The organism is Luteococcus struthionis (assembly GCF_048595755.1).
Classification (GTDB): domain Bacteria; phylum Actinomycetota; class Actinomycetes; order Propionibacteriales; family Propionibacteriaceae; genus Luteococcus.
On sequence record NZ_CP184360.1, the window covers coordinates 2,375,137 to 2,394,843 of the forward strand.

At 68.2% G+C, this 19,707-nt stretch carries 18 protein-coding genes and 1 tRNA gene; 13 read left to right on the forward strand and 6 right to left on the reverse strand.

Annotation, left to right across the window (positions count from 1 at the left end):
* Window positions 1–104 precede the first annotated feature (104 nt).
* Genes ACOAMO_RS10965 through ACOAMO_RS10975 form a run of 3 tightly spaced genes read left to right on the forward strand, consistent with a single transcriptional unit; the run spans window position 105 to window position 3,250 of the window.
* Window positions 105–1,439 carry a sulfate adenylyltransferase subunit 1 gene (locus tag ACOAMO_RS10965; RefSeq protein ID WP_420174827.1) on the forward strand — a complete coding sequence of 445 codons (1,335 nt, stop codon included), beginning with the start codon at window positions 105–107 and terminating at the stop codon, window positions 1,437–1,439.
* 45 nt (window positions 1,440–1,484) lie between these two features.
* The gene (locus ACOAMO_RS10970) at window positions 1,485–2,492 is read left to right on the forward strand and encodes a sulfite exporter TauE/SafE family protein (RefSeq protein WP_420174828.1); all 1,008 of its coding nucleotides are present in this window, start codon (window positions 1,485–1,487) and stop codon (window positions 2,490–2,492) included.
* Window positions 2,489–3,250: a sirohydrochlorin chelatase gene (locus ACOAMO_RS10975; RefSeq protein WP_420174829.1), complete on the forward strand. Its 762-nt coding sequence runs from the start codon at window positions 2,489–2,491 to the stop codon at window positions 3,248–3,250. The genes ACOAMO_RS10970 and ACOAMO_RS10975 overlap by 4 nt, the downstream gene beginning before the upstream one ends.
* Here the strand turns inward: ACOAMO_RS10975 and ACOAMO_RS10980 are convergent.
* Together ACOAMO_RS10980 and pepN are read right to left on the reverse strand one after the other, a co-directional pair.
* On the reverse strand, window positions 3,145–3,921 hold the full coding sequence (locus ACOAMO_RS10980; RefSeq protein ID WP_420174830.1) for a DUF2599 domain-containing protein: 777 nt from the start codon (window positions 3,919–3,921) through the stop codon (window positions 3,145–3,147). The genes ACOAMO_RS10975 and ACOAMO_RS10980 overlap by 106 nt on opposite strands.
* A gap of 24 nt (window positions 3,922–3,945) precedes the next feature.
* On the reverse strand, window positions 3,946–6,543 hold the full coding sequence (gene pepN / locus ACOAMO_RS10985; RefSeq protein WP_420174831.1) for an aminopeptidase N: 2,598 nt from the start codon (window positions 6,541–6,543) through the stop codon (window positions 3,946–3,948).
* A gap of 194 nt (window positions 6,544–6,737) precedes the next feature.
* Here pepN and ACOAMO_RS10990 point away from each other — a divergent pair, with 194 nt between their 5' ends.
* On the forward strand, window positions 6,738–7,361 hold the full coding sequence (locus ACOAMO_RS10990; protein ID WP_420174832.1) for a disulfide bond formation protein DsbA: 624 nt from the start codon (window positions 6,738–6,740) through the stop codon (window positions 7,359–7,361).
* Window positions 7,362–7,443: 82 nt separating this feature from the next.
* Here ACOAMO_RS10990 and ACOAMO_RS10995 read toward each other — a convergent pair whose 3' ends face one another.
* Window positions 7,444–8,847 (reverse strand): alanine/glycine:cation symporter family protein, encoded by a 1,404-nt coding sequence (locus ACOAMO_RS10995; protein WP_420174833.1) that lies wholly within the window; start codon window positions 8,845–8,847, stop codon window positions 7,444–7,446.
* Between the two features lie 252 nt (window positions 8,848–9,099).
* Between ACOAMO_RS10995 and ligA the strand changes: the two genes are divergently transcribed.
* A complete protein-coding gene (gene ligA, locus ACOAMO_RS11000) occupies window positions 9,100–11,238 on the forward strand; it encodes an NAD-dependent DNA ligase LigA (RefSeq protein ID WP_420177019.1) in 2,139 nt (712 codons plus the stop codon).
* A gap of 75 nt (window positions 11,239–11,313) precedes the next feature.
* Here ligA and ACOAMO_RS11005 read toward each other — a convergent pair whose 3' ends face one another.
* Window positions 11,314–12,927: a cation acetate symporter gene (locus ACOAMO_RS11005; RefSeq protein WP_420174834.1), complete on the reverse strand. Its 1,614-nt coding sequence runs from the start codon at window positions 12,925–12,927 to the stop codon at window positions 11,314–11,316.
* Window positions 12,927–13,343, reverse strand: coding sequence for a DUF485 domain-containing protein (locus tag ACOAMO_RS11010; protein ID WP_420174835.1), 417 nt, complete (start codon window positions 13,341–13,343; stop codon window positions 12,927–12,929). The genes ACOAMO_RS11005 and ACOAMO_RS11010 overlap by 1 nt, the downstream gene beginning before the upstream one ends.
* A gap of 420 nt (window positions 13,344–13,763) precedes the next feature.
* On the opposite strand from ACOAMO_RS11010, the gene ACOAMO_RS11015 reads away from it, so the two are divergent.
* On the forward strand, window positions 13,764–14,219 hold the full coding sequence (locus ACOAMO_RS11015; RefSeq protein WP_420174836.1) for a ribose-5-phosphate isomerase: 456 nt from the start codon (window positions 13,764–13,766) through the stop codon (window positions 14,217–14,219).
* Window positions 14,220–14,243: 24 nt separating this feature from the next.
* Here the strand turns inward: ACOAMO_RS11015 and ACOAMO_RS11020 are convergent, their stop codons facing one another.
* Window positions 14,244–14,441 (reverse strand): hypothetical protein, encoded by a 198-nt coding sequence (locus ACOAMO_RS11020; protein WP_420174837.1) that lies wholly within the window; start codon window positions 14,439–14,441, stop codon window positions 14,244–14,246.
* Window positions 14,442–14,465: 24 nt separating this feature from the next.
* Here ACOAMO_RS11020 and ACOAMO_RS11025 point away from each other — a divergent pair, with 24 nt between their 5' ends.
* The 7 genes from ACOAMO_RS11025 (at window position 14,466) to ACOAMO_RS11055 (ending at window position 19,682) form a co-directional block, all read left to right on the forward strand.
* Complete coding sequence (locus tag ACOAMO_RS11025; protein WP_420174838.1) at window positions 14,466–15,281, forward strand: Fpg/Nei family DNA glycosylase; 816 nt, start codon at window positions 14,466–14,468, stop codon at window positions 15,279–15,281.
* On the forward strand, window positions 15,263–16,711 hold the full coding sequence (locus ACOAMO_RS11030; protein WP_420174839.1) for a hypothetical protein: 1,449 nt from the start codon (window positions 15,263–15,265) through the stop codon (window positions 16,709–16,711). The genes ACOAMO_RS11025 and ACOAMO_RS11030 overlap by 19 nt, the downstream gene beginning before the upstream one ends.
* 159 nt (window positions 16,712–16,870) lie before the next feature.
* Entirely contained in the window at window positions 16,871–17,578 is a 708-nt protein-coding gene (locus tag ACOAMO_RS11035) for a type 1 glutamine amidotransferase domain-containing protein (RefSeq protein ID WP_420174840.1), read from the forward strand.
* Window positions 17,579–17,620: 42 nt separating this feature from the next.
* Entirely contained in the window at window positions 17,621–17,902 is a 282-nt protein-coding gene (gene yidD, locus ACOAMO_RS11040; protein WP_420174841.1) for a membrane protein insertion efficiency factor YidD, read from the forward strand.
* Between the two features lie 97 nt (window positions 17,903–17,999).
* Window positions 18,000–18,075 (forward strand) — tRNA-Pro (locus ACOAMO_RS11045).
* 350 nt (window positions 18,076–18,425) lie between these two features.
* Window positions 18,426–19,457 carry a tyrosine-type recombinase/integrase gene (locus ACOAMO_RS11050; RefSeq protein WP_420174842.1) on the forward strand — a complete coding sequence of 344 codons (1,032 nt, stop codon included), beginning with the start codon at window positions 18,426–18,428 and terminating at the stop codon, window positions 19,455–19,457.
* Window positions 19,458–19,496: 39 nt separating this feature from the next.
* On the forward strand, window positions 19,497–19,682 hold the full coding sequence (locus ACOAMO_RS11055) for a helix-turn-helix domain-containing protein (RefSeq protein ID WP_420174843.1): 186 nt from the start codon (window positions 19,497–19,499) through the stop codon (window positions 19,680–19,682).
* The last annotated feature ends 25 nt before the right edge of the window (window positions 19,683–19,707 follow it).

Below are 19,707 nucleotides of genomic sequence, written 5' to 3' on the forward strand. Positions count from 1 at the left end.
CCGAGCTTGTCGAGGCCCCTCGACAGGCTCGGGGAACGGAAGAGGGACCCCCTCGACAGGCTCGGGGAACGGAAGATGGAGCCCCTCGACAGGCTCGGGGAACGGTGGATGAGCAGGCGACCCTGTTGCGGCTGGCCACGGCCGGCAGCGTCGACGACGGCAAGTCCACCCTGGTGGGCCGGCTGCTCTACGACTCGAAGTCGATCCTTGCCGACCAGCTGGACGCCGTGGAACGCGTCAGCCAGGAGCGCGGACTGACCGGCGCCGACCTGGCGCTGCTCACCGACGGCCTGCGCGCCGAGCGGGAGCAGGGCATCACCATCGACGTTGCCTACCGCTACTTCGCCACCGCGGAGCGCACCTTCATCCTGGCCGACTGCCCCGGGCACGTGCAGTACACCCGCAACACCGTCACCGGCGCCTCCACGGCCGACGTGCTGGTGCTGCTGGTCGACGTCCGACGCGGCGTGCTCGAGCAGACCCGACGCCACCTGGCGGTCGCGGCCCTGCTGCGGGTGCCGCACGTCGTGGTCGCGGTCAACAAGCTCGACCTGGTCGACTACTCCCAAGAGGACTACACCCGCGTCGCCGAGGACATCGTCGAGGTGGGCAAGGACCTGGGCGTCGAGCAGCTCAGCACCATCCCCGTCAGTGCCCTGGTGGGCGACAACGTGGTGGACCGCAGCAGCCGTACCCCGTGGTACGACGGCCCCAGCCTGCTGGAACTGCTGGTCACCATCGAACCCCGTCCCCACCAGGCTGCGGAGGCGGGCCGCGAGGAGCTGCCGCTGCGCTTCCCGGTGCAGTACGTGCTGCGTCCCCAGCAGGCGGCCATCAGCCCCGAGTACGTCGAGTACCGCGGTTATGCCGGCCAAGTGGCGCAGGGAACGGTGCGCGTCGGCGACGAGGTGGTGGTGTTGCCCAGCGGACGTACCACCAGCGTCGTCGGCATCGACACCGCCACCGGCGAACTGCAGGAGGCCTCGGCAGGGGAGTCGGTGAGCCTACGGCTGGCCGATGAGATCGACATCACCCGTGGTGAGCTGATCGCGGCGGTCCAGGACGCGCCGCAACCCACCCAGGAGATCGACGCGATGGTCAGCTGGCTGGCCGACACCCCACTGCGGATCGGTCAGCGGGTGCTGCTGAAGCACACCACCCGCACCGTCCAGGCGATCGTGCGAGACCTCGAGGGGCGGCTGGACCTGGACACCATGACCCCGGAGCCCGTCGAGCACCTGGAACTCAATGACATCGGACGAGTGCGGCTCAAGCTGGCCTCCCCGATCGTCGCCGAGCCCTATGCCACCTCCCGCGCCACGGGTGCCTTCCTGCTGGTGGATGCCCAACAGGGGCTCACCCTGGCCGCCGGCATGGTGCAGGACCCCGAAACCCCCGGCATCGTCCATCCGCAGACTGCCTTCACCTGGCAGATCTGACCCGACCCGTCACGTCCCCCGTCTGCCCACCTCAGGGAGTTCCCGATGAACCATCTCGTAGTCCTGGCCCTGGCCGGCCTCGTCGCCCAGTTGATCGACGGCTCGCTCGGCATGGGCTACGGCATCACCTCCACCTCGGTGCTGCTGGCCGGGGGAGTGACACCCGCCACCGCCAGCGCTTCGGTCCACCTGGCCGAACTGGGCACCAATGTGGCCTCCGGTCTGTCGCACTGGAAGCTGCGCAATGTGGACTGGCGACTGGTGCTGCGGTTGGGGGTGCCCGGTGCCATCGGGGCCTTCCTCGGGGCGACGGTGCTCTCCCACCTGTCCGCCGAGGCGGCCCGCCCCCTGATGGCGACGATCCTGGTGGGACTGGGCCTGTTCATCCTGGCGCGCTTCACCGTGCGTCGCACCGCGGTCTCCGAGGCGCGGGTCTCCCCGCACGGCAGGCGGCTCCTGGCGCCGCTGGGACTGGTGGGTGGTTTCGTCGACGCCAGTGGTGGCGGGGGTTGGGGGCCGATCTCGACCACCGCCCTGGTCAGTGCCGGGCGGACCAATCCACGCACCGTGATCGGATCGGTCGACACCTCCGAATTCCTCGTCTCGCTGGCAGCCTCCCTCGGCTTCGTCGTGAGCCTGGGCAACAGCGGGGTGCGACTGGAGTTCGTCTTGGCCCTGCTGGCCGGTGGACTGGTGGCAGCGCCGATTGCGGCGTGGCTGGTCAGTCGCATCCCGCCCCAGATCATGGGCGGACTGGTCGGCGGGGCCATCGTGGTGACCAACCTGGGCCAGGTCTTCGTCAGTTTCGGGGTGCCGCACGCCGCCCGACATCCCGTCACGGTGCTGCTGCTGGTCATCTGGGCCACTGCCGTCGTGGTGGGCCTGCGTCGTCACCGAGCAGACAGCGCCACGGCCCGCGAGACCGCGGAGGAACCCCCGTCCCCCGAGCCCAGCTCTGCGTCCCCTGAGCCCCACTCCTCGTTCCCCGAGCCCCACTCCTCGTTCCCCGAGCCCCACTCCTCGTTCCCCGAGCTTGTCGAGGGGCCCCGATGAGCATCGTGCTGGCCGCCCACGGCACCCGCTCGGCGGCGGGACGCGACTGCGTCGAGCAGATCCGACGGGCCCTCCAGGAGAGCCTTCGCGAGCCGGTCCGTTTGGGGTGGGTGGACGTGTGCGGGCCCCACCTGGCCGACGTCCTGAGCGAGGACGACCTGGTGCTTCCTGCCTTCCTGGGCAAGGGACACCACGTCAGCGTCGACATTCCCGCGGCCGCCCGCGGCGTGCCGGGCGCGCGGGTGACACCGCACCTGGGGGCACCCCTGCCGGGGGATCCGCTGCTGCAGGCGCTGAGTGGCCGGGTGCACGAGGCCGGCGGGCCGTGGCCCACGACGATCATCGGCTGGGCCGGATCCACCCACGCGCACAGCCGGGGGCAGACGCTGCAGATGGCCGCCGATCTCACCCGCCACTGGCGGGGGCTCGGCGTGCGGGTGGAGCTGGCGACGCCACGCGAAGTCCCCGAGGTGCTGGCCGATGCCCGGCGTCGAGGGGGAGGAGTGGGGATCGCCAGCTACCTGTTGGCACCCGGCCACTTCCACTCCCGCTTGGCCAGCTCCGGAGCCGACGCCATCAGCGCCCCCTTGGGGGATCACCCCGCCATCATCGAGGCGCTGGCCGCACTGGCACGGGGCGAGGAGGTACCCGATCAGGGATTGCAGCCGGCCGCCATGGTGGCGATGAAGTCCGAGGCGTCACGAGCCGCCTCGATGTTCCAGGACGGCTTGGAGCGGGCCACGCCGCTGGCCGGGTGACAGACCAGCTGGTTCTGTAGTGATCGCGACGCAGGGATTTGCCCCTTGCGGCGAGCCTGCGTCCACCCGTCGGTGCGCCACAGCGAGACCGGCGTGGCGCGCCCCAACCGGGTGGGATGCACCAGCCATCGCGGCTCGCTCTGCCAACTCTCGCGGCGCACCTCGGCCACCAGATCGGTGCCCATCAGCGCCCGGGTCTGCACCGCTGTGCGCGCTGCCGGTGTTGCTTCCTGGCTGGGCACCGCGACGATGCGCTGCCCCTCGACACGCCACGATCCCGATGCGGGAGACTGCCCCGGCGTGGTGAGGGTGGGCGCCGTGACGATGAGTCGCAGCTGCCCCGATTTCCGACGAACCACCAGCGCTCCGCCCTCGACGCTCACTTGGTCCGAATTCGCCAGGGCCAGGTGGAGCTGCGTGCCGGTGAGCTGCAGCGTCGTGTTCTGCGTGGGCAGGGGAGTGGCGGGTCCGCTCGGGGGAGGCACGGTCGCTCCGGTTCTTTCGGTGGTGCCGGGTGTGTTGCTGGTACTGGGCGTCGACGTGGTTCTGGGCTGGGCCGATGCCGCCGGAGAGCTCCCGACGGTGGTGGCCGGCTGGGGAGCCGGCGACCCGGAACAGCCCGCGGCCAGCCCCAGGGCGACCACCACGGTCACTCCCACAGGGCGGGCCACGAGCTCTTCCTGCCTGTCAGTTGGTCAGGCCGAGGCGGCCTGGCAACGCAGGGCGCGACGAGCCGCATCCGACTGCTCCAACAGCACCCGACGCACGCTGCCGGCCAGTTGCTCGTCGGCCAGCAGCTCGCCCACCTTGCCCAAGAAGGCCTCGTCGGCCACCGGCATGGGGAACAGGAACTGCAGTGCGTTCTGGGTGGCGGCGGTGCCGCGCGTCGCCCAGATGCCGTCCTTGTTGCTGATGGCCCGGGCCAGCTCGAGGTAACGCTCGGCATAGGGGGCGAGCAGTTCCCGCTGGCTCTCGCTCCAGAAGCCCAGGCACAGACGCGTGTGGGTCCCATTGGGAATGCTGGCGTCCTCGGTGGCCAGACGCCACGCCTCGGCCTTGGCAGCCGCGTCGCGCAGCTCGGCGCGGGCCCCCGCGGCCGACTCGGCGCCGGAGATGGTGTTGTCGCGCTCCAGCTCGGCGTCGATCTCTTCCCGGCCGATGGCGCCCCGGCGGGCCAGCGCCGAGATGATGCGCCAGCGCATGTCGGCATCCATCTCCAGGCCCTCGGGCACCTCCTCGCCCTGCAACCAGGCCTGGAAGAGTGCCGCGGCGGCGTCGGAGTCGGCCACGCTGAGCAGTCCATTGGCAAAGTTCAGCTGGTGGTCGCTGCCGGGCTCGGCCTGCTTCAGCAGGCTCGCGAAGCCAGCCGTCAGGCGAGTGCGGCTCTGGGCCCGACGCTCCAGCGGCGTGTAGCTGGTGCCGGCCAGCACGGCCTGCATGCGCAGCGACTTGAGGGCATTCGGGTCGGACTCGTGGGCGATCCCGCGCAGCACCAGCTGCACGTAGTCGTCACTGCGCATCTCACCGTCGCGGCACATGTCCCAGGCTGCCGACCAGCACACGGCGCGGGCCAGCGGGTCGTCGAGCTGGTGGATGTGGTTGACCAGGGTCTTCAGCGAGGCCTCGTCCAGACGGACCTTGGCGTAGGTGAGGTCGTGGTCGTTGAGCAGCACCAGGTCTCCGCGGTGCAGGCCCACCAGCGGCTCGATCGCGGTGCGCTCACCGTCGACGTCCACCTCGACGGTGTCGCGGCGGCGCAGCCTGGGCTGGTCACCGTCGGCATCCAGCGCGAAGGTGCTGATCGCCATGCGGTGCATCCGCAGCGTGGGGTGCTCGGCCGGGGCGCTCTGCTCCACCTCGAAGCGGGTGAAGCGGCCCAGCTCGTCGACGTCGAAGTCGGCGCGCAGGGTGTTGGGTCCGGAGGACTCCAGCCAGGTGCTGGTGAACCTCGACAGGTCGCGCCCCGAGGACTTCTCCAGGGCACCCAGCAGGTCGGCCAGGGTGGTGTTGCCGAAGGCGTGCTCGGCGAAGTACTCCTTCACGCCGGCGAGGAACTCCTCCTGCCCGACGTAGGCGACCAGCTGCTTCAGCGTGGAGGCACCCTTGGCGTAGGTGATGCCGTCGAAGTTCTGCTCCACCGCCTCCAGGTCCACCATGTCGGCGGCGATCGGGTGGGTGGTGGGCAGCTGGTCCTGACGGTAGGCCCAGCCCTTGCGGCTGTTGCAGAAGCCCACCCACGGGTCGGTGCCGCCGTGCTTGGCGCTGATCTTCTGCATCGCGTAGTGGCTGGCCCATTCGGCGAAGCTCTCGTTGAGCCACAGGTCGTCCCACCAGGTCATGGTGACCAGATCGCCGAACCACATGTGGGCCAGCTCGTGCAGGATCGTGTTGTCGCGGCCCTCGTACATCTCGGCACCCACGCGGGAGCGGAAGAGGTACTCGTCGCGGAAGGTGACGCAGCCGGCATTCTCCATGGCACCGGCATTGAACTCCGGGACGAAGATCTGGTCATAGCTGTCGAAGGCGTAGGGGTGGCCGAAGTCGGCCTCGAAGACCTCGAAACCACGCTGGGTGGTCTGGATGATCCGCTCGTCGTCCAGGTACTGCTTCATGGACTGGCGACACATCACCGAGGCCGGGATCTCGCCCTTGACCGAGGTGATGGTGTGTGGCACGCGGTGGTACTCACCGGCCACCAGCGCGGTGATGTAGGTGGGGATGCGCGGGGTGGGCTCGAACTCCCAGATACCGCAGCCGTTGGCCCCCTCGACGGGCTCGACCATCACCGAATTGCTCACCACCGTCCAGTGCTTGGGGGCGATCACGTTGAGCTGGAAGGTGGCCTTCTGGTCGGGCTGCTCGAAGCAGGCATACATGCGTCGGGCGTCGGCGGTCTCGAACTGGCTGTACAGGTAGACCTTGTCGTCGGCGGGGTCGACGAAGCGGTGGAGGCCCTCACCGGTGTGGGAGTAGCGGCACAGCGCGGTGACGGTCAGCCGGTGCTCTCCCTCCTCGCAGGTGAAGCCCAGCCGGTCGTCGGCAAAGCTGCTGGCCTCGAGCTGGGTCTCGTCGAGCCAGGCGTCGACGACCTCGTCGGCGATGAGGTCGACGTGGCTGCTGCCGCCGGTGCTGCGGAAGGTGATCTCGCTGGTGGACAGGAAGGTGTCGGGGTCGGCCAGCGGCTCTCCCTCCATGTCCAGGCCCGACAGGTCGATCGTGACCAGGTACGACTCTGCCGTGACGACGCGGGAACGCTGCTGTGCGCCCTCACGAGTGATGGTTGCCGTCTTCATGCGGTGGCCTTTCTGGAACTCAAGGGGAACGGGCCGGATGTCACGCGATGCGACGCACGACCCAACCCGGGCACCCTACCTCGCGCGGGCTCGGCTTTACCGGAGGCGTGTTTGGTTGCGGGCATCGCAGCGCCGGCATCACCGTCGCAGCAGAAGAAGAGGCCTGCTTGTGCGGGCTCGTTAGGCTGGTCGGCATGACCAAGAACGTTGACTTCTGGTTCGATCCCCTGTGTCCGTGGGCCTGGATGACCTCCCGCTGGATGCTCGAGGTGGAGAAGGTACGTGACGTGCACACCACCTTCCACGTGATGAGCCTGTCGGTGCTCAACGACGGGCGCGACCTGCCCGAGGAGTATCTGGAGCACATGCGCGAAGGATGGGTGGGCGTACGCGCCGCCATCCTCGTCGAGCAGCAGCACGGGTCCCAGGCCCTGCGGGACTTCTACACCGCCCTGGGCACCCGCTACCACCTGGGCGAGGAGCCCAAGAACGTCGAAACCGTGCGCGCCGCGCTGGCCGAGCTTGAGCTGGACGAGGGCCTTGCCGACAAGGCCGACGCCTGGCAGCCCGGTGACGAGGCCGACGAGGTGGACGTGGCCCTGCGCAAGAGCCACCACGAGGGCATGGACCCCGTCGGCGACGAGGTGGGCACCCCGGTGATCCACATCAACGGCAAGGCACTGTTCGGCCCGGTGGTCAGCCCGGCACCCAAGGGGGAGCAGGCCGGACGCCTGTTCGACGGCTTCGCCCTGGTGACCGAGTACGACGGTTTCTTCGAGATGAAGCGCACCCGCACGGTGGGACCGATCTTCGACTGACGCCCGAACCTACCCTTCAACCAGAAGTGGGGAGGATTTCCACCGACATCGGTGGAAATCCTCCCCACTTCTCATCAGCTCATCAGCGAAGGGCGTCGATGCCCTCCAAGGTGGGCTGCTCGGGCTCGTGGTGCAGGGTCGGATCGGCCTTCAGGTAGGCCTTGGTCTCGCGGGCGATCAGGCCGGAGCAGATCAGCAGGCCCACCAGGTTGGGCAGGGCCATCAGGCCGTTGGCGATGTCGGAGAAGGTCCAGACAGTCGACAGTTCCGTGGTGGCGCCGACGAAGACGATGGCGCTGAAGAACAGCCGGTAGGGAACCACGCCCTTCAGGCCGACGAGTCGCTCCACATTGCGTTCGCCGTAGTAGGCCCAGCCGAGCACCGTGGAGTAGGCGAAGAAGATCAGCGAGAGTGCGACGAGGATGCCGCCCCAGTTGCCTGGCAGGCCCTCGGAGAAGCCCTGGGCGGTGAGCGCTGCGCCGGTCTTGCCCTCCTGCCAGACGCCGGTGGTCAGGATCACCAGGCCGGTCATGGTCACCACGATGATGGTGTCGATGAAGGTCTGTGTCATGGAGACCAGCCCCTGGCGCACCGGGTGCTTGGTCTTGGCGGCGGCTGCGACGATGGCGGCCGAACCCATGCCGGACTCGTTGGAGAAGATGCCTCGGGCAATGCCGAACTGGATGGCCTGGGCCAGCCCCGCACCCGCGAAGCCGCCGACGGCAGCGGTTCCGGTGAAGGCGTCGCTGAAGACCTGGCCGAAGGCCGGCACGATCCCCTGCCAGTTCACCAGCAGCACCACGGCGCCGGCGGCGACGTAGAGGATGATCATGAAGGGGACGAAGGCAGAGGTGACCTTGGCGATGCTCTTGATACCGCCCAGCAGCACCAGGGCGGTGAGCACGGCGAGCACGGCGCCGACGATCGTCGGGTTGACGCCGAAGGTGTCGTCCATCGCGGCGGCCACGGAATTGGACTGGGTCATGTTGCCGATGCCGAAGGAGGCGATCACGGCGGCGATGGCGAAGAAGAGCGCCAGGAATTTGCCCAGGCCACCGGGAATGGCGCGCTGCAGGTAGTACTGCGGGCCACCCGAGATTTCACCCTTGGCGTCGGTGGTGCGGAAGCGCACGCCCATGAAGGCCTCGGAGTACTTGGCGGCCATGCCGAAGATGGCCGAGAGCCACATCCAGAAGAGGGCGCCGGGGCCGCCCAGGTTGATGGCGGTCGCCACACCGGCGATGTTGCCCACGCCCACGGTGGCGGCCAGGGCGGTGGCCAGGGCCTGGTAGTGGGAGACGTCGCCCTTCTCATGTGCGGCGTCGTGGCGTCGCAGCAGGGCGAGCTTCAGCGCGGGGCCGAGCTTGGTGAACTGCACGCCGCCGAGCCGCACGGTGAGCCAGATTCCGGTGCCGAGCAGCAAGGGGATCAGCAGGAAGGGGCCCCAGATGACCCCGTCGATGGTGGTGAGGAATTCGTCCAGCATGCCTTCTCCTGTGCCGCGGCGCTGCGGCGTGTCGTCGTGGGACTGCTCGCGACAGCAAATCGTGATTTTTGTCACAAAGCAAGCGACTGGCCGTTGTTTCGGCGAATTCGTCGGCTTGAGCGGTGGGTTCCGGTGCTCGGCGGCTGTCAGCAGTGCTCGGCGGTGTCGGAGGGCTACGGCAGTATTGGGGGCGTGAAGAAGCAGCAGACGGATGTGGCGCTCGACCAGGAAGACTCGGTGCAGGTGGAGGCCGTGCAGGAGGCGGCCGGCGCCGTGGCGCAATTGCCCGAGGCTGGCGTTGACGAACGTCACCGCTGGAAGGCTCTGGCAGAACGGATCGACGAGGCGCAGGAGGCCTACTACGGCGCCGACGCGCCCACCGTCGACGACGCCACCTATGACGGGTGGATGCAGGAGCTCCAGGCGCTGGAGGCCGAGTTCCCCGAGCTGCGCACCCCTGATTCGCCCACGCAGAAGGTGGGTGCCGCGCAGCGGATGACCGACTTTGCGCCGGTCACCCATGCCGAGCGCCTGCTGAGCCTGGACAATGTCTTCAGCACCGAGGAACTGCAGGACTGGCTGGCGCGCACCACCGCCGCGGTGGGGGAGGCCGGCAGCAAGTTCTTGTGTGAGCTGAAGATCGACGGACTGGCGATCAACCTGACCTATGAGCATGGCCGTCTGGTGCGTGGCGCCACCCGCGGCGACGGACGGGTCGGCGAGGACGTCACACCCAACGTGATGACGATCGCGTCGATTCCCCACCGGCTGACCGGTGACGACATCCCCGAACTGGTGGAGGTGCGCGGTGAGGTCTTCTTCCCGGTCGAGGCCTTCGCCGGGTTGAACGCATCCCTGGTGGAGCAGGGCAAGAATCCCTTCGCCAATCCGCGCAATGCCGCGGCGGGATCGCTGCGCCAGAAGGACCCCTCGGTCACGGCCACCCGGCCCCTGGACATGTTGGTGCACGGCATCGGGGCCAGCACCGGCTTCCAGCCGAGCCGGCAAAGTGAGGCCTACGAGAAACTGAAGGCCTGGGGGCTCCCCACCTCGCCCTACTACAAGGTGCTCTCGACCCCGCAGGAGGTGCTCGACTTCGTCGCCTACTACGGGGAGCACCGCCACGACGTGAGCCACGAGATCGACGGGATCGTCGTCAAGGTCGACGAGGTGGCCCGGCAGCGGCAGTTGGGATCAACATCTCGGGCGCCGCGTTGGGCGATCGCCTTCAAGTACCCGCCCGAAGAGGTCAACACCAAGCTGCTCGACATCCAGGTCAATGTGGGCCGGACGGGACGCGTCACTCCCTTCGGGGTGATGCAGCCGGTCAAGGTGGCCGGGTCGACCGTGGCGATGGCGACGTTGCACAACGGCTTCGAGGTGAAGCGCAAGGGTGTGCTGATCGGTGACACGGTGGTGCTGCGCAAGGCCGGCGACGTCATCCCCGAGATCTTGGGGCCGGTGGCGGAACTGCGTGACGGCAGCGAGCGTGAGTTCGTGATGCCCACCCACTGCCCCTCGTGCGGCACGGAGCTGCGGCCCGAGAAGGAGGGTGACAAGGACATCCGCTGCCCGAACTCGCGCACCTGCCCCAGCCAGCTGCGCGAGCGGTTGTTCAGCCTGGCCTCGCGCTCGGGCTTCGACATCGAGGCCTTGGGCTTCCAGGGAGCCGAGGCCCTGTTGGGTTCGGGCTTGCTGGCCGACGAGTCGACGCTGTTCGACCTCACCGCAGCAGATCTGGTGCGCACCCAGTTCTACACCCGGGCCGCGAAGAAGGCAGAGAAGGAGAATCCCGACGAGGTCCCAGCCCCCGGCGTCGTCGATGGTCGGGTGCTGAATGCCAACGGTCGCAAGTTGTTGGACAACCTGGCCAAGGCCAAGGAACAACCCCTGTGGCGAGTGCTGGTGGCCTTGTCCATCAGGCACGTCGGACCCACCGCGGCCCGCGCACTGGCGGCTCGCTTCGGCTCGCTGGACGCGATCCGGGCGGCCACGGTGGAGGAGTTGGCCGACACCGAGGGCGTGGGCCAGGTGATCGCCGAGGCCGTCGTGGAGTGGTTCACCGTGGACTGGCACGTGCAGATCGTGGAGCGCTGGCAGCAGGCCGGGGTCCGGATGGCCGACGAGCGCGACGAGTCGATCGAGCGCACCCTGGAGGGGCTGACCATCGTGGTGACCGGTGGCCTGGAGGGCTTCACCCGCGACGGGGTGAAGGAGGCGATCATCAGCCGCGGAGGCAAGGCCTCGGGCAGCGTCAGCAAGAAGACCGACTACGTCGTGGTGGGCGAGAATGCGGGCTCCAAGGCAGCCAAGGCGGAGGAGCTGGGGCGGCCCATCCTGGACGAGGCGCAGTTCGTGAAGCTGCTGGAAGGCGGGCCCGAGGCCCTGTGACCTGGCCACGGCCGTGAACGCGACGAGGCCCTGCCCGGGGTGACTGGGCAGGGCCTCGTGCGGCTCGGTGTCGGGTCAGTGGGCGATGGCGTCGCCCGCGCCGATGCCGGTCATCGAGCAGACCTCCATCTCAGCCTGCAGCTCCTTGTTGGGCTCGGGCGAGGTGACGGTGCCGATGAAGCCCATCAGGAAGGCCAGCGGGAGGCTGACGATGGTGGGGTTGGTCAACTCGAAGAGCGCGAAGTCGGCATTCGGGAAGAAGGCCGTCGGGCTGCCCGAGATGGACGTGGAGAACATGATGATCAGGATGGCCGAGACCAGGCCCGCGTAGATGCTCCACACGGCCCCGCGGGTGTTGAAGCGGCTCCAGTACATCGTCATCAGGATGGCGGGCAGGTTCGCCGAGGCGGCGACGCCGAAGGCCAGCGAGATCAGGAAGGCGATGTTCTGGCCATTGGCGAAGATGCCGCCGATCACGGCGAGGATGCCGATGGTCACCGACGTGATGCGGGCCACCTTGACCTCGTCGGCCGGGTCGACCTTTCCGTCGTGCAGGACGTTGTTGTAGATGTCATGCGCGAAGGAGGCCGACGCGGTGATGGTCAGGCCGGCGACCACCGCGAGGATGGTGGCGAAGGCGACGCCGGAGATGATGGCCATGAAGACCGATCCACCCAGGTGGTGTGCCAGCAGCGGTGCTGCGGAGTTCGCCTTGCCCGGGGCGGCCGTGATGGCCTCGGCGCCGACCAGTGCCGCGGCGCCGTAGCCCAGCACCAGGGTGAAGATGAAGAAGACACCGACCAGGCCGATCGTCCACACCGCCGACTTGCGGGCATCCTGCGCCGTGGGGACGGTGTAGAAGCGCATCAGCACGTGCGGCAGGCCCGAGGGCCCGGCGACCAGGGCGATGGCGAGCGAGATGAAGGAGATCTTGGTCCAGCCATTGGTGCCGTACTGCAGCATGGGCTCCATGATCAGGTCGGCCTTGGGGTGGGCAGCCACGGCGTCGCCGAACAGGCGGGACAGGTTGAAGCCCTTGAGGGCCATCACCCAGAAGAACATGATCGCGGCGCCGCTGACCAGCAGCACGGCCTTGATCATCTGCACCCAGGTGGTGCCCTTCATGCCGCCGATGAGCACGTAGACGATCATGATGATGCCCACCAGGGCGATCACCAGGCTCTGGCCGTTCTTGGAGCTGATGCCCAGCAGCAGGGCCACCAGGCCACCGGCGCCGGCCATCTGCGCCAGCAGGTAGACGAAGCTGATGGTCAGGGTGGAGGCGGCGGCCGCGGTGCGCACGGGCTTCTGGTTCATCCGGAAGCTCATCACGTCGGCCATCGTGTACTTGCCGGTGTTGCGCAGCGGCTCGGCCACCAGCAGCAGGGCGATGATCCACGCGACGAAGAAGCCGACCGAGTAGAGGAAGCCGTCGAAGCCGTTGAGCGCGATGGCTCCGGTCACGCCCAGGAAGGCTGCGGCGGAGAGGTAGTCGCCGGTGATGGCCAGGCCGTTCTGACGGCCGGAGAAGGCGGCGCCGCCGGTGTAGAAGTCGGTGGACTTCTTGGCCGAGTCGCGGGTGACCTTGATGACCACGGCCATGGTGCCGATCACGAACAGGGCGAAGATGCCGATGTTCATGATCGGGTTGCCGACGGTCTCCATGAGGGTGAGGTTGGGCTGCGTCATCACACGGCCTCCTTCTCCAGACGGGCGCGCAGCTTGCTGGCGCGGGGGTCAAGGTTGTTGTTCGCGTGGCGCACGTAGAAGAAGGTCACCAGGTAGGTGGTGAGGAAGTTCAACAGGCCGAACAGGATGCCCACGTTGACGAAGCCGAAGACGCGGCGTCCCATCAGGCCGGGGGCGTAGGTGGCCATCAGTACGAAGACGAAGTAGAGGCCGACGAAGGTGACGACCATGGGGAAGGCGAAGCTGGTGAAGGACTTGCGCAGTTCGCGGTATTCCGCGGAGTCCTTTGCGGCGACGAAGTCGATGCCGTCGGTGGGATGGTCGGGGCCTACCTGGCTCAGTTCGGGAAGGGGCCAGTGGTCTTCCGGGAGGTGGGCTTCCACCTCGTCGGAGACGCGATCGTGATGCTGCGTCACAGAGTTGCTCCTGTCAGGGCGCCGAGGCATTGGCTCTCGGTGTGGCAAGGGCTCGTCGACGTCGACGAGATGACCCGGCGGGTCTTGGTGTGGCGCTGGCGTGGTCGGCGGCGGTGCCGACCTGCCTGTTGTGGTGGGGGCTGGTAGCCCAGTCGCGAGGCGACCCCATGAGAGTGGCACATTGTGAATTCGCGCACAATAGGAATTCGTGAGCTTTTTCACGATCGGAGGCCTGCGGGTCGCGCCGTTGTGGCCCGTGACTAGGAGCTTGGCGTGGGGGAGCTCATCAGTCTGCCGTTCCGCTGAGCGGCACACCGGCTGGCGCGGTGGGGAGTGGTGGCCCCGCGAGACTGACAGCGACGCTCGCCGCTGCGCTGGGCCGTGGGCGGGAGGTGGTGCCGTATCTGGGATAGTTGGGGCATGCGCGTTCACATTGCCACTGACCATGCAGCCTTCGAGCTCAAGGAGTACCTGCGCGAGCAGCTGTCCGCCGCCGGTCACGACGTCGTCGACCACGGTGCCACCAGCTACGACGCGGAGGACGACTACCCCGACACCTGCATCCCGTGTGCCGAGGCCGTCGTAGCGGACCCCGAGAGCCTGGGCATCGTCCTGGGCGGGTCCGGCAATGGCGAGCAGTTGGCCGCCAATCGCGTGAAGGGCTGCCGGGCGATCTTGGCCTACAACACCGAGATCGCCAAGCTGGGCCGGGAGCACAACAATGCCAACGTGATCTCGCTGGGTGGTCGCTTCACCAGCAACGAGGAGGCGCTGGAGATCGTCAACGTCTTCCTCACCCAACCCTTCACCCAGGAGGAGCGTCACGCGCGTCGCGTGCAGAAGATGAGCGACTACGAGGACGCCCACCGCGCCTGAGAACGGATGGTCCGGGGCCGGGGGTCAGCGTCGACGCCCGGTGGCCCGGGCCAGCAATTTCTCGACGACCTCGCGGGCCTCGGCGCGATCGCCCTGGGTGGGGCGACTCGCCTCCCGTGCGCGCAGCGCACGATCGTGCGTCACCAACCCGGTGGTGCCGTCACGGCCGAACTCACGTGGTCCCTGGCCCCGTCGTCCGCCGGGAGTACGATCGCTACCCATGCTGGCGATCCTAGAGGAGGACCGATGCCCGAGGGTCACGTGATCCACCGCTTGGCGAATGCCACCATGGACACCTTCGGCAGTCGGCCGGTCCGGGTCAGCTCGCCCCAAGGGCGATTCTCACAGGCCGCGGCGCTGCTGGATGGTTGCAGCATCGCCGAGGCCTCCGCGTGGGGCAAACACCTGTTCATCGACTTCGCCGCAGCCCACCCCGAGCACGTCGTCCACATCCATCTGGGGCTGATCGGAAAGCTCTTCTTCGCGCCCCTCGCCGAGCCGCGCGGAGCGGTGCGCCTGCGCATCACCGACGGCACGACGGCGGCAGACCTGCACGGTCCCCAGATGTGTCGTCTCATCACCGACGCGGAGCAGTCCGCGCAGATCGCCAGACTGGGACCGGACCCGATCCGTCCCGATGCCGACCCCGAGGTCGCCTGGCAACGCATCACCCGTTCGGGCCGCAGCATCGCCTCCCTGTTGATGGACCAGCGCATCACGGCAGGGGTGGGCAACATCTACCGCGCCGAGGTGCTCTTCCGGCACCGAATCGACCCGATGTGCCCCGGCAACAAGCTGAAGCGCAGCAGCTGGGAGGCCATCTGGGCCGATCTGGTCCTGCTGATGCGCGACGGTGTCACGGTGGGCAGGATCGACACGGTGCGGCCCGAGCACGGTCCCCAGGCGCAGGGCCGCCCGGCGCGGGTGGACCGCCACGGGGGTGAGGTCTATGTCTATCGTCGCGCCGCCCAGCCATGCCTGGTCTGTGGCAGTGCGGTTCGGGTGGCGGAGCTCGAGGGACGCAATCTCTACTGGTGTGGCCGATGCCAGCGCCGACACTGATCACGTGGCGCGGCCTTCAGGTGGAGGTGGCGCCCGACGGCTCGCTGGTCAGCGTGAGCTGCGACGGCCAGCCCGTGCTGCGCGATTTCGCGGTGCGCCTGGCCCCTCCGTGGCAGCACCAACGCACCGAACTGCTCGTGGACGAGGTGGAGCAGCACTTCGTGCTCGAATCCGACGGGGCACTGCAGGCACGGGCCGTGGTGCGGCAGGTCTTCGACGACACCTGGAGCCTGCGCGTGCAGATCCACAACCTGACCGAGGTGGAACTGAGCGTCCCCGCGGTGTGGCTGGACTTCGAGCCGGCCTGGCCCGTGCGGCGCTGGTTGGCTGGGGCCGAGGGGCAACTCAGCGTCGACCCGGGGCGCGAGGACGGTCAGCTTCTCACCTTCACCCAGCTGCGTGGACGCAGCAGGCTCAGCGACGATCGGTGCTGGCTGACCGACATGCCCATCAGGCTCGGCCCGGCCGGCACGCCGCATGCCGGCTACCAGGTGAGCTGGCGCGCCGACTGGCTGCGTGACGAGCGGGTTCAGGCTGCAGCGCTTCCCGCCTGGTGGCCCGAACGCACCGTGCTGGCCGCTGGCGACATCGTCACCCTGTCCCTGCCGGACGTGGCGATCGAGGCGGCCGGTATCCAATTGCTCGAGGACGACGACGGCACCACCCTCAGCGCCCAGCCGGGAGTGCATCTGGCACAGGTTCACGCTGGGCGCGGCACCACCGACGTCGAGCTGGCCTGGGCTCCCGACGAGGTGGGTGCTGTCTTGGTGCCGCGGGCAGAGGAACTCCTGCACCGCGACCCGCGCACCCTCGCGGCGCACGAGGTCTTCCTGCTGGGGCGCGCCCTTGGGGCGGGGCACCTGGGCGAATCGTCCGCAGACCTGTTGACCGAGGCCGTGGAGAACCTGGCTGCCCGGCCGGGGCCGGTCAGTCCTCTGGGGTTGGCGGCAGTGGCCGACGAGGTGATGCGCCGCGGCGCCCCAGACCTGGTGGACTGGCTTCCCGACCTTGCCGCGCGGGTGACTCTCGTGCCCGGGGCGGTGACGGTGCTCTTACACGCGACGATGGCCTCCCGTCTGGCCGGTGGTGCGGCCGTGCTGCCCATGCCCAATGGTGCGGTGCCCGGTGAGACCCAGGCCGAGCGCACTGTCGCACGGGCCACGGTGGCAGCGGAATTGCAGGCGCTTCGTCCGGCGGACCAGCCCCCGGGTGAGGTGGTGCGGCTGCTGGCCCTGCTGGGGGCCGGGCTTCCTGGAGCCACGGTCGGCCAGGTGGAACGAGCCTTGATCTGGGCCGTCACGAGCGCACTGCCGGAACACTGGGAGGTGCCCCGCTGGCCGGTCTCCGTGGGGGAGTGTCGTGATCGTGCGCGCTCGCGCCTGCTGGCCGAGCGGTGCTGTGACGAGGCCTTGGCCTGGCTCTTGTGGTGAGCGGTCGATGCCGGTCAGACTCCCGGCTCGCAGGCGCTGCCGTTGGCACGCCTTGAGCGAAAACCGCCCCAAGGGTGGGGTGAGGGGCGATTCGGCTGGTTAGCGTGGGGAACCCGCACACGTCTCGTGTGTTGTCCACCAGCGACTCGGAGGTATTCGATGTTCGGCAGCAAGAAGCGTTCAGCTCGCATCCTCGCCATCGTCACCAGCGTCGGCGAGTACGAGAAGGTCGGTTACCGCACCGGCCTGTGGCTCGGAGAACTCACCCACTTCATCGACGTTGCAGAGAAGGCAGGCCACCAGGTTGACGTGGTCAGCATCGCCGGTGGCGACGTCCCGCTCGACCCGGAGAGCCTGTCGGCCCCGATGCTGCTCATGGGCGACACGGGCAAGCGCTACCAGGACCGCGAGTTCATGAACCGCCTGCGCGCCACCCCCTCGGTGGGGCAGGTTTCCGCGAGCGACTATGACGCCATCTACCTCACCGGCGGTCATGGTGTCATGTTCGACTTCGACGATCCTCGGCTGGTCACACTGGTCGGCGAGTTCTGGCGGCAGGGCAAGGTGGTCTCCGCGGTGTGCCACGGACCCGCTGGCCTGCTCGAGGTGAGCGTTGACGGCAAGCCGCTGCTCAAGGGCCGCAAGGTCACCGGATTCAGCGCCGCCGAGGAGAAGCTCGCCAAGCGTGACGAGGCGGTGCCCTACAGCCTGCAGGACGAGCTGAAGGCTCGCGGCGGCAAGTACTCCAAGGCCCTGCGGCCGATGGTCGAGAAGGTCGTCGTCGACGGCAAGCTCGTGACGGGTCAGAACCCGATGAGCGCCAAGGGTGTGGCCGAGGCCGTCGTCGGCCTGCTGGGCAAGAAGTGATCGCGGCAGCGGCCGCGGATCAGAATTGTTGGAGGAGTGACCATGGGATTGCTTGATACTGCCGTGCTGAGCCTGGTGGAGAGCTACCGGACGAATCTGTCGCCACGCAAGGGGTGGCGCTGCGCCTCCGGCGTCGCTGGTGGTGGGACGTGTTCCACCGTGATCCGCGACGCGATCAAGGACCGCGGTGCCGTGGCCTCGGCCGGGGTGGCCGCACGCCAATTTGCCTCTTGCGCGGCAGCCGCCCGGGCCTTGCACCAGAGCGAGGCTCGTGTGGAGGGCGTCTGCTGCTGCGGCCCGATCCCCATTCCTTTCCGCTTCTGACGGCACACGCGGCGATCCGATTGCGGGAGTACGGCTCGGGTCGTCTAGACTTGCGGGGTTCGCGCTGCGGAGGCTCCACTCCGCAGCCCGGGCACCACGGGGCGTAGCGTAGTGGCTAGCGCGCCTGCTTTGGGAGCAGGAGACCGCAGGTTCGAGTCCTGTCGCCCCGACCAATTCAAGAACTTCGCTCACAAGGCGTTTCTCCTAGGTGACTAGGGGGAACGCCTTGTTTCATGTCTCGGTCCGATGAGCACCAAGGGGCCTCCGAGGGACTTGTGGGGACATTCATCTCCCACGTATCTCCCACGACGAGAGGCTCGACATGACGACGAAGCGGACAACCTCATCACCGACCAGCAATGGGGGAAACGCCAGTGACTTGTGTTCCCCCCAAGGGGAACGCTCCAAGCGCCGCGGGCGCTCCAAACGGGGCTTTGGGCGTTTGGACAAGCTTCCCTCTGGGAAGTGGCGTGCCCGGTACCTGGGCCCAGATGGTCAGGTGCACTCGGCAGATCACACCTTCGTGGCCAAGATCGACGCCGAAGGTTGGCTCGTCGACATCGAGCGGTCGATCAGCCGGGGTGAATGGCAGCCTCCGGTTGCTCCCCAGCCCGAGCTGGTGAAGGAGGAGGCTCCGGTCGAGATCGCGTTCCGCGACCTGGCCCGCGACGAGGTGGTCCGACGTGATCTGACTCCGAGGACGAGGGCTCTGTACGAGAGTCTGTTGGATCGGCTGATCCTTCCCGAGTTCGGGGATCAGGCGGTGGCGTCGATCACGCCGAAGCAGGTTCGCGCGTGGTTCGACCGGATGGGGCCGGAGCGGGCGACGCAACGAAGCCATGCGTACGCGCTGCTCAAGTCCTTGCTCGCGGTGTGTGTGGACGAGGAGTTGATTGTCGCCAATCCCTGTCGCATCCGTTCGGCGGGCAGACGCAAGACGACCAGGGTGATGCAGCCGGCGACAGTCGCCGAGCTCAACCGCGTGGCCGATCGGTTGCCACCGGGGCAGGCGCTTCCCGTGTTGTTGGCCGCGTGGTGCGGGCTTCGCTCTGGGGAGGTGCGCGCGCTTCGGGTTGGGGACGTCGACACCGTGACCGGGTGGATCCACGTTCGTCAGGGCGTGACGCGGATCAAGGGGCAGGTGATCGTGGGTCCGCCCAAGACGCCTGCGGCGATCCGGGATGTCGGTATTCCGCCGCATCTGCTGTCGGCGCTTCGTGAGTGGCGTGCTGGTCTAGGGGAGCGGAGGGCGCGCTCTGCGTACTTCTTTCCTGGTCGCGGTGAGCTGCCGATGAGTGAGAAGGCGCTGCGGTATGCCTTCGACCAGGCACGCGACGTGATGGACCGGCACGATCTCACGTTCCATGACCTGCGTCACACTGCTGCCACCATGGCCGCGCAGAATGGCGCCACGACCGCCGAGTTGATGGCGCGCATGGGGCACACGACGGCGCAGATGGCGATGCGCTACCAGCACGCCAGTCGGCAGCGCGAACAACTCCTAGCAGAGCGGCTGGCCGAGCTGGCCCGCGGTGGCGATGGCGCGCCCGAGTAGGCGTCGATCACGGGAGAGCCCGTGACGGCTTGGGTGGGCATGGAGCATCCACGGCGAGAGATTGAGGTCGAGACTGTGCAGTCGGCCGCGCGGCGACTCGGGGTGTGCCCCAAGACGGTGCGTCGGATGATCTCCGACGGGAGACTTCCGGCGTACCGCCTTGGCCCCCGGATGCTGCGCCTGGACCCGGCGGAAGTCGACCGCCTGCTGCAACGGGCTTCCTGACCGAACGCACCGAATGCCTGTCGGA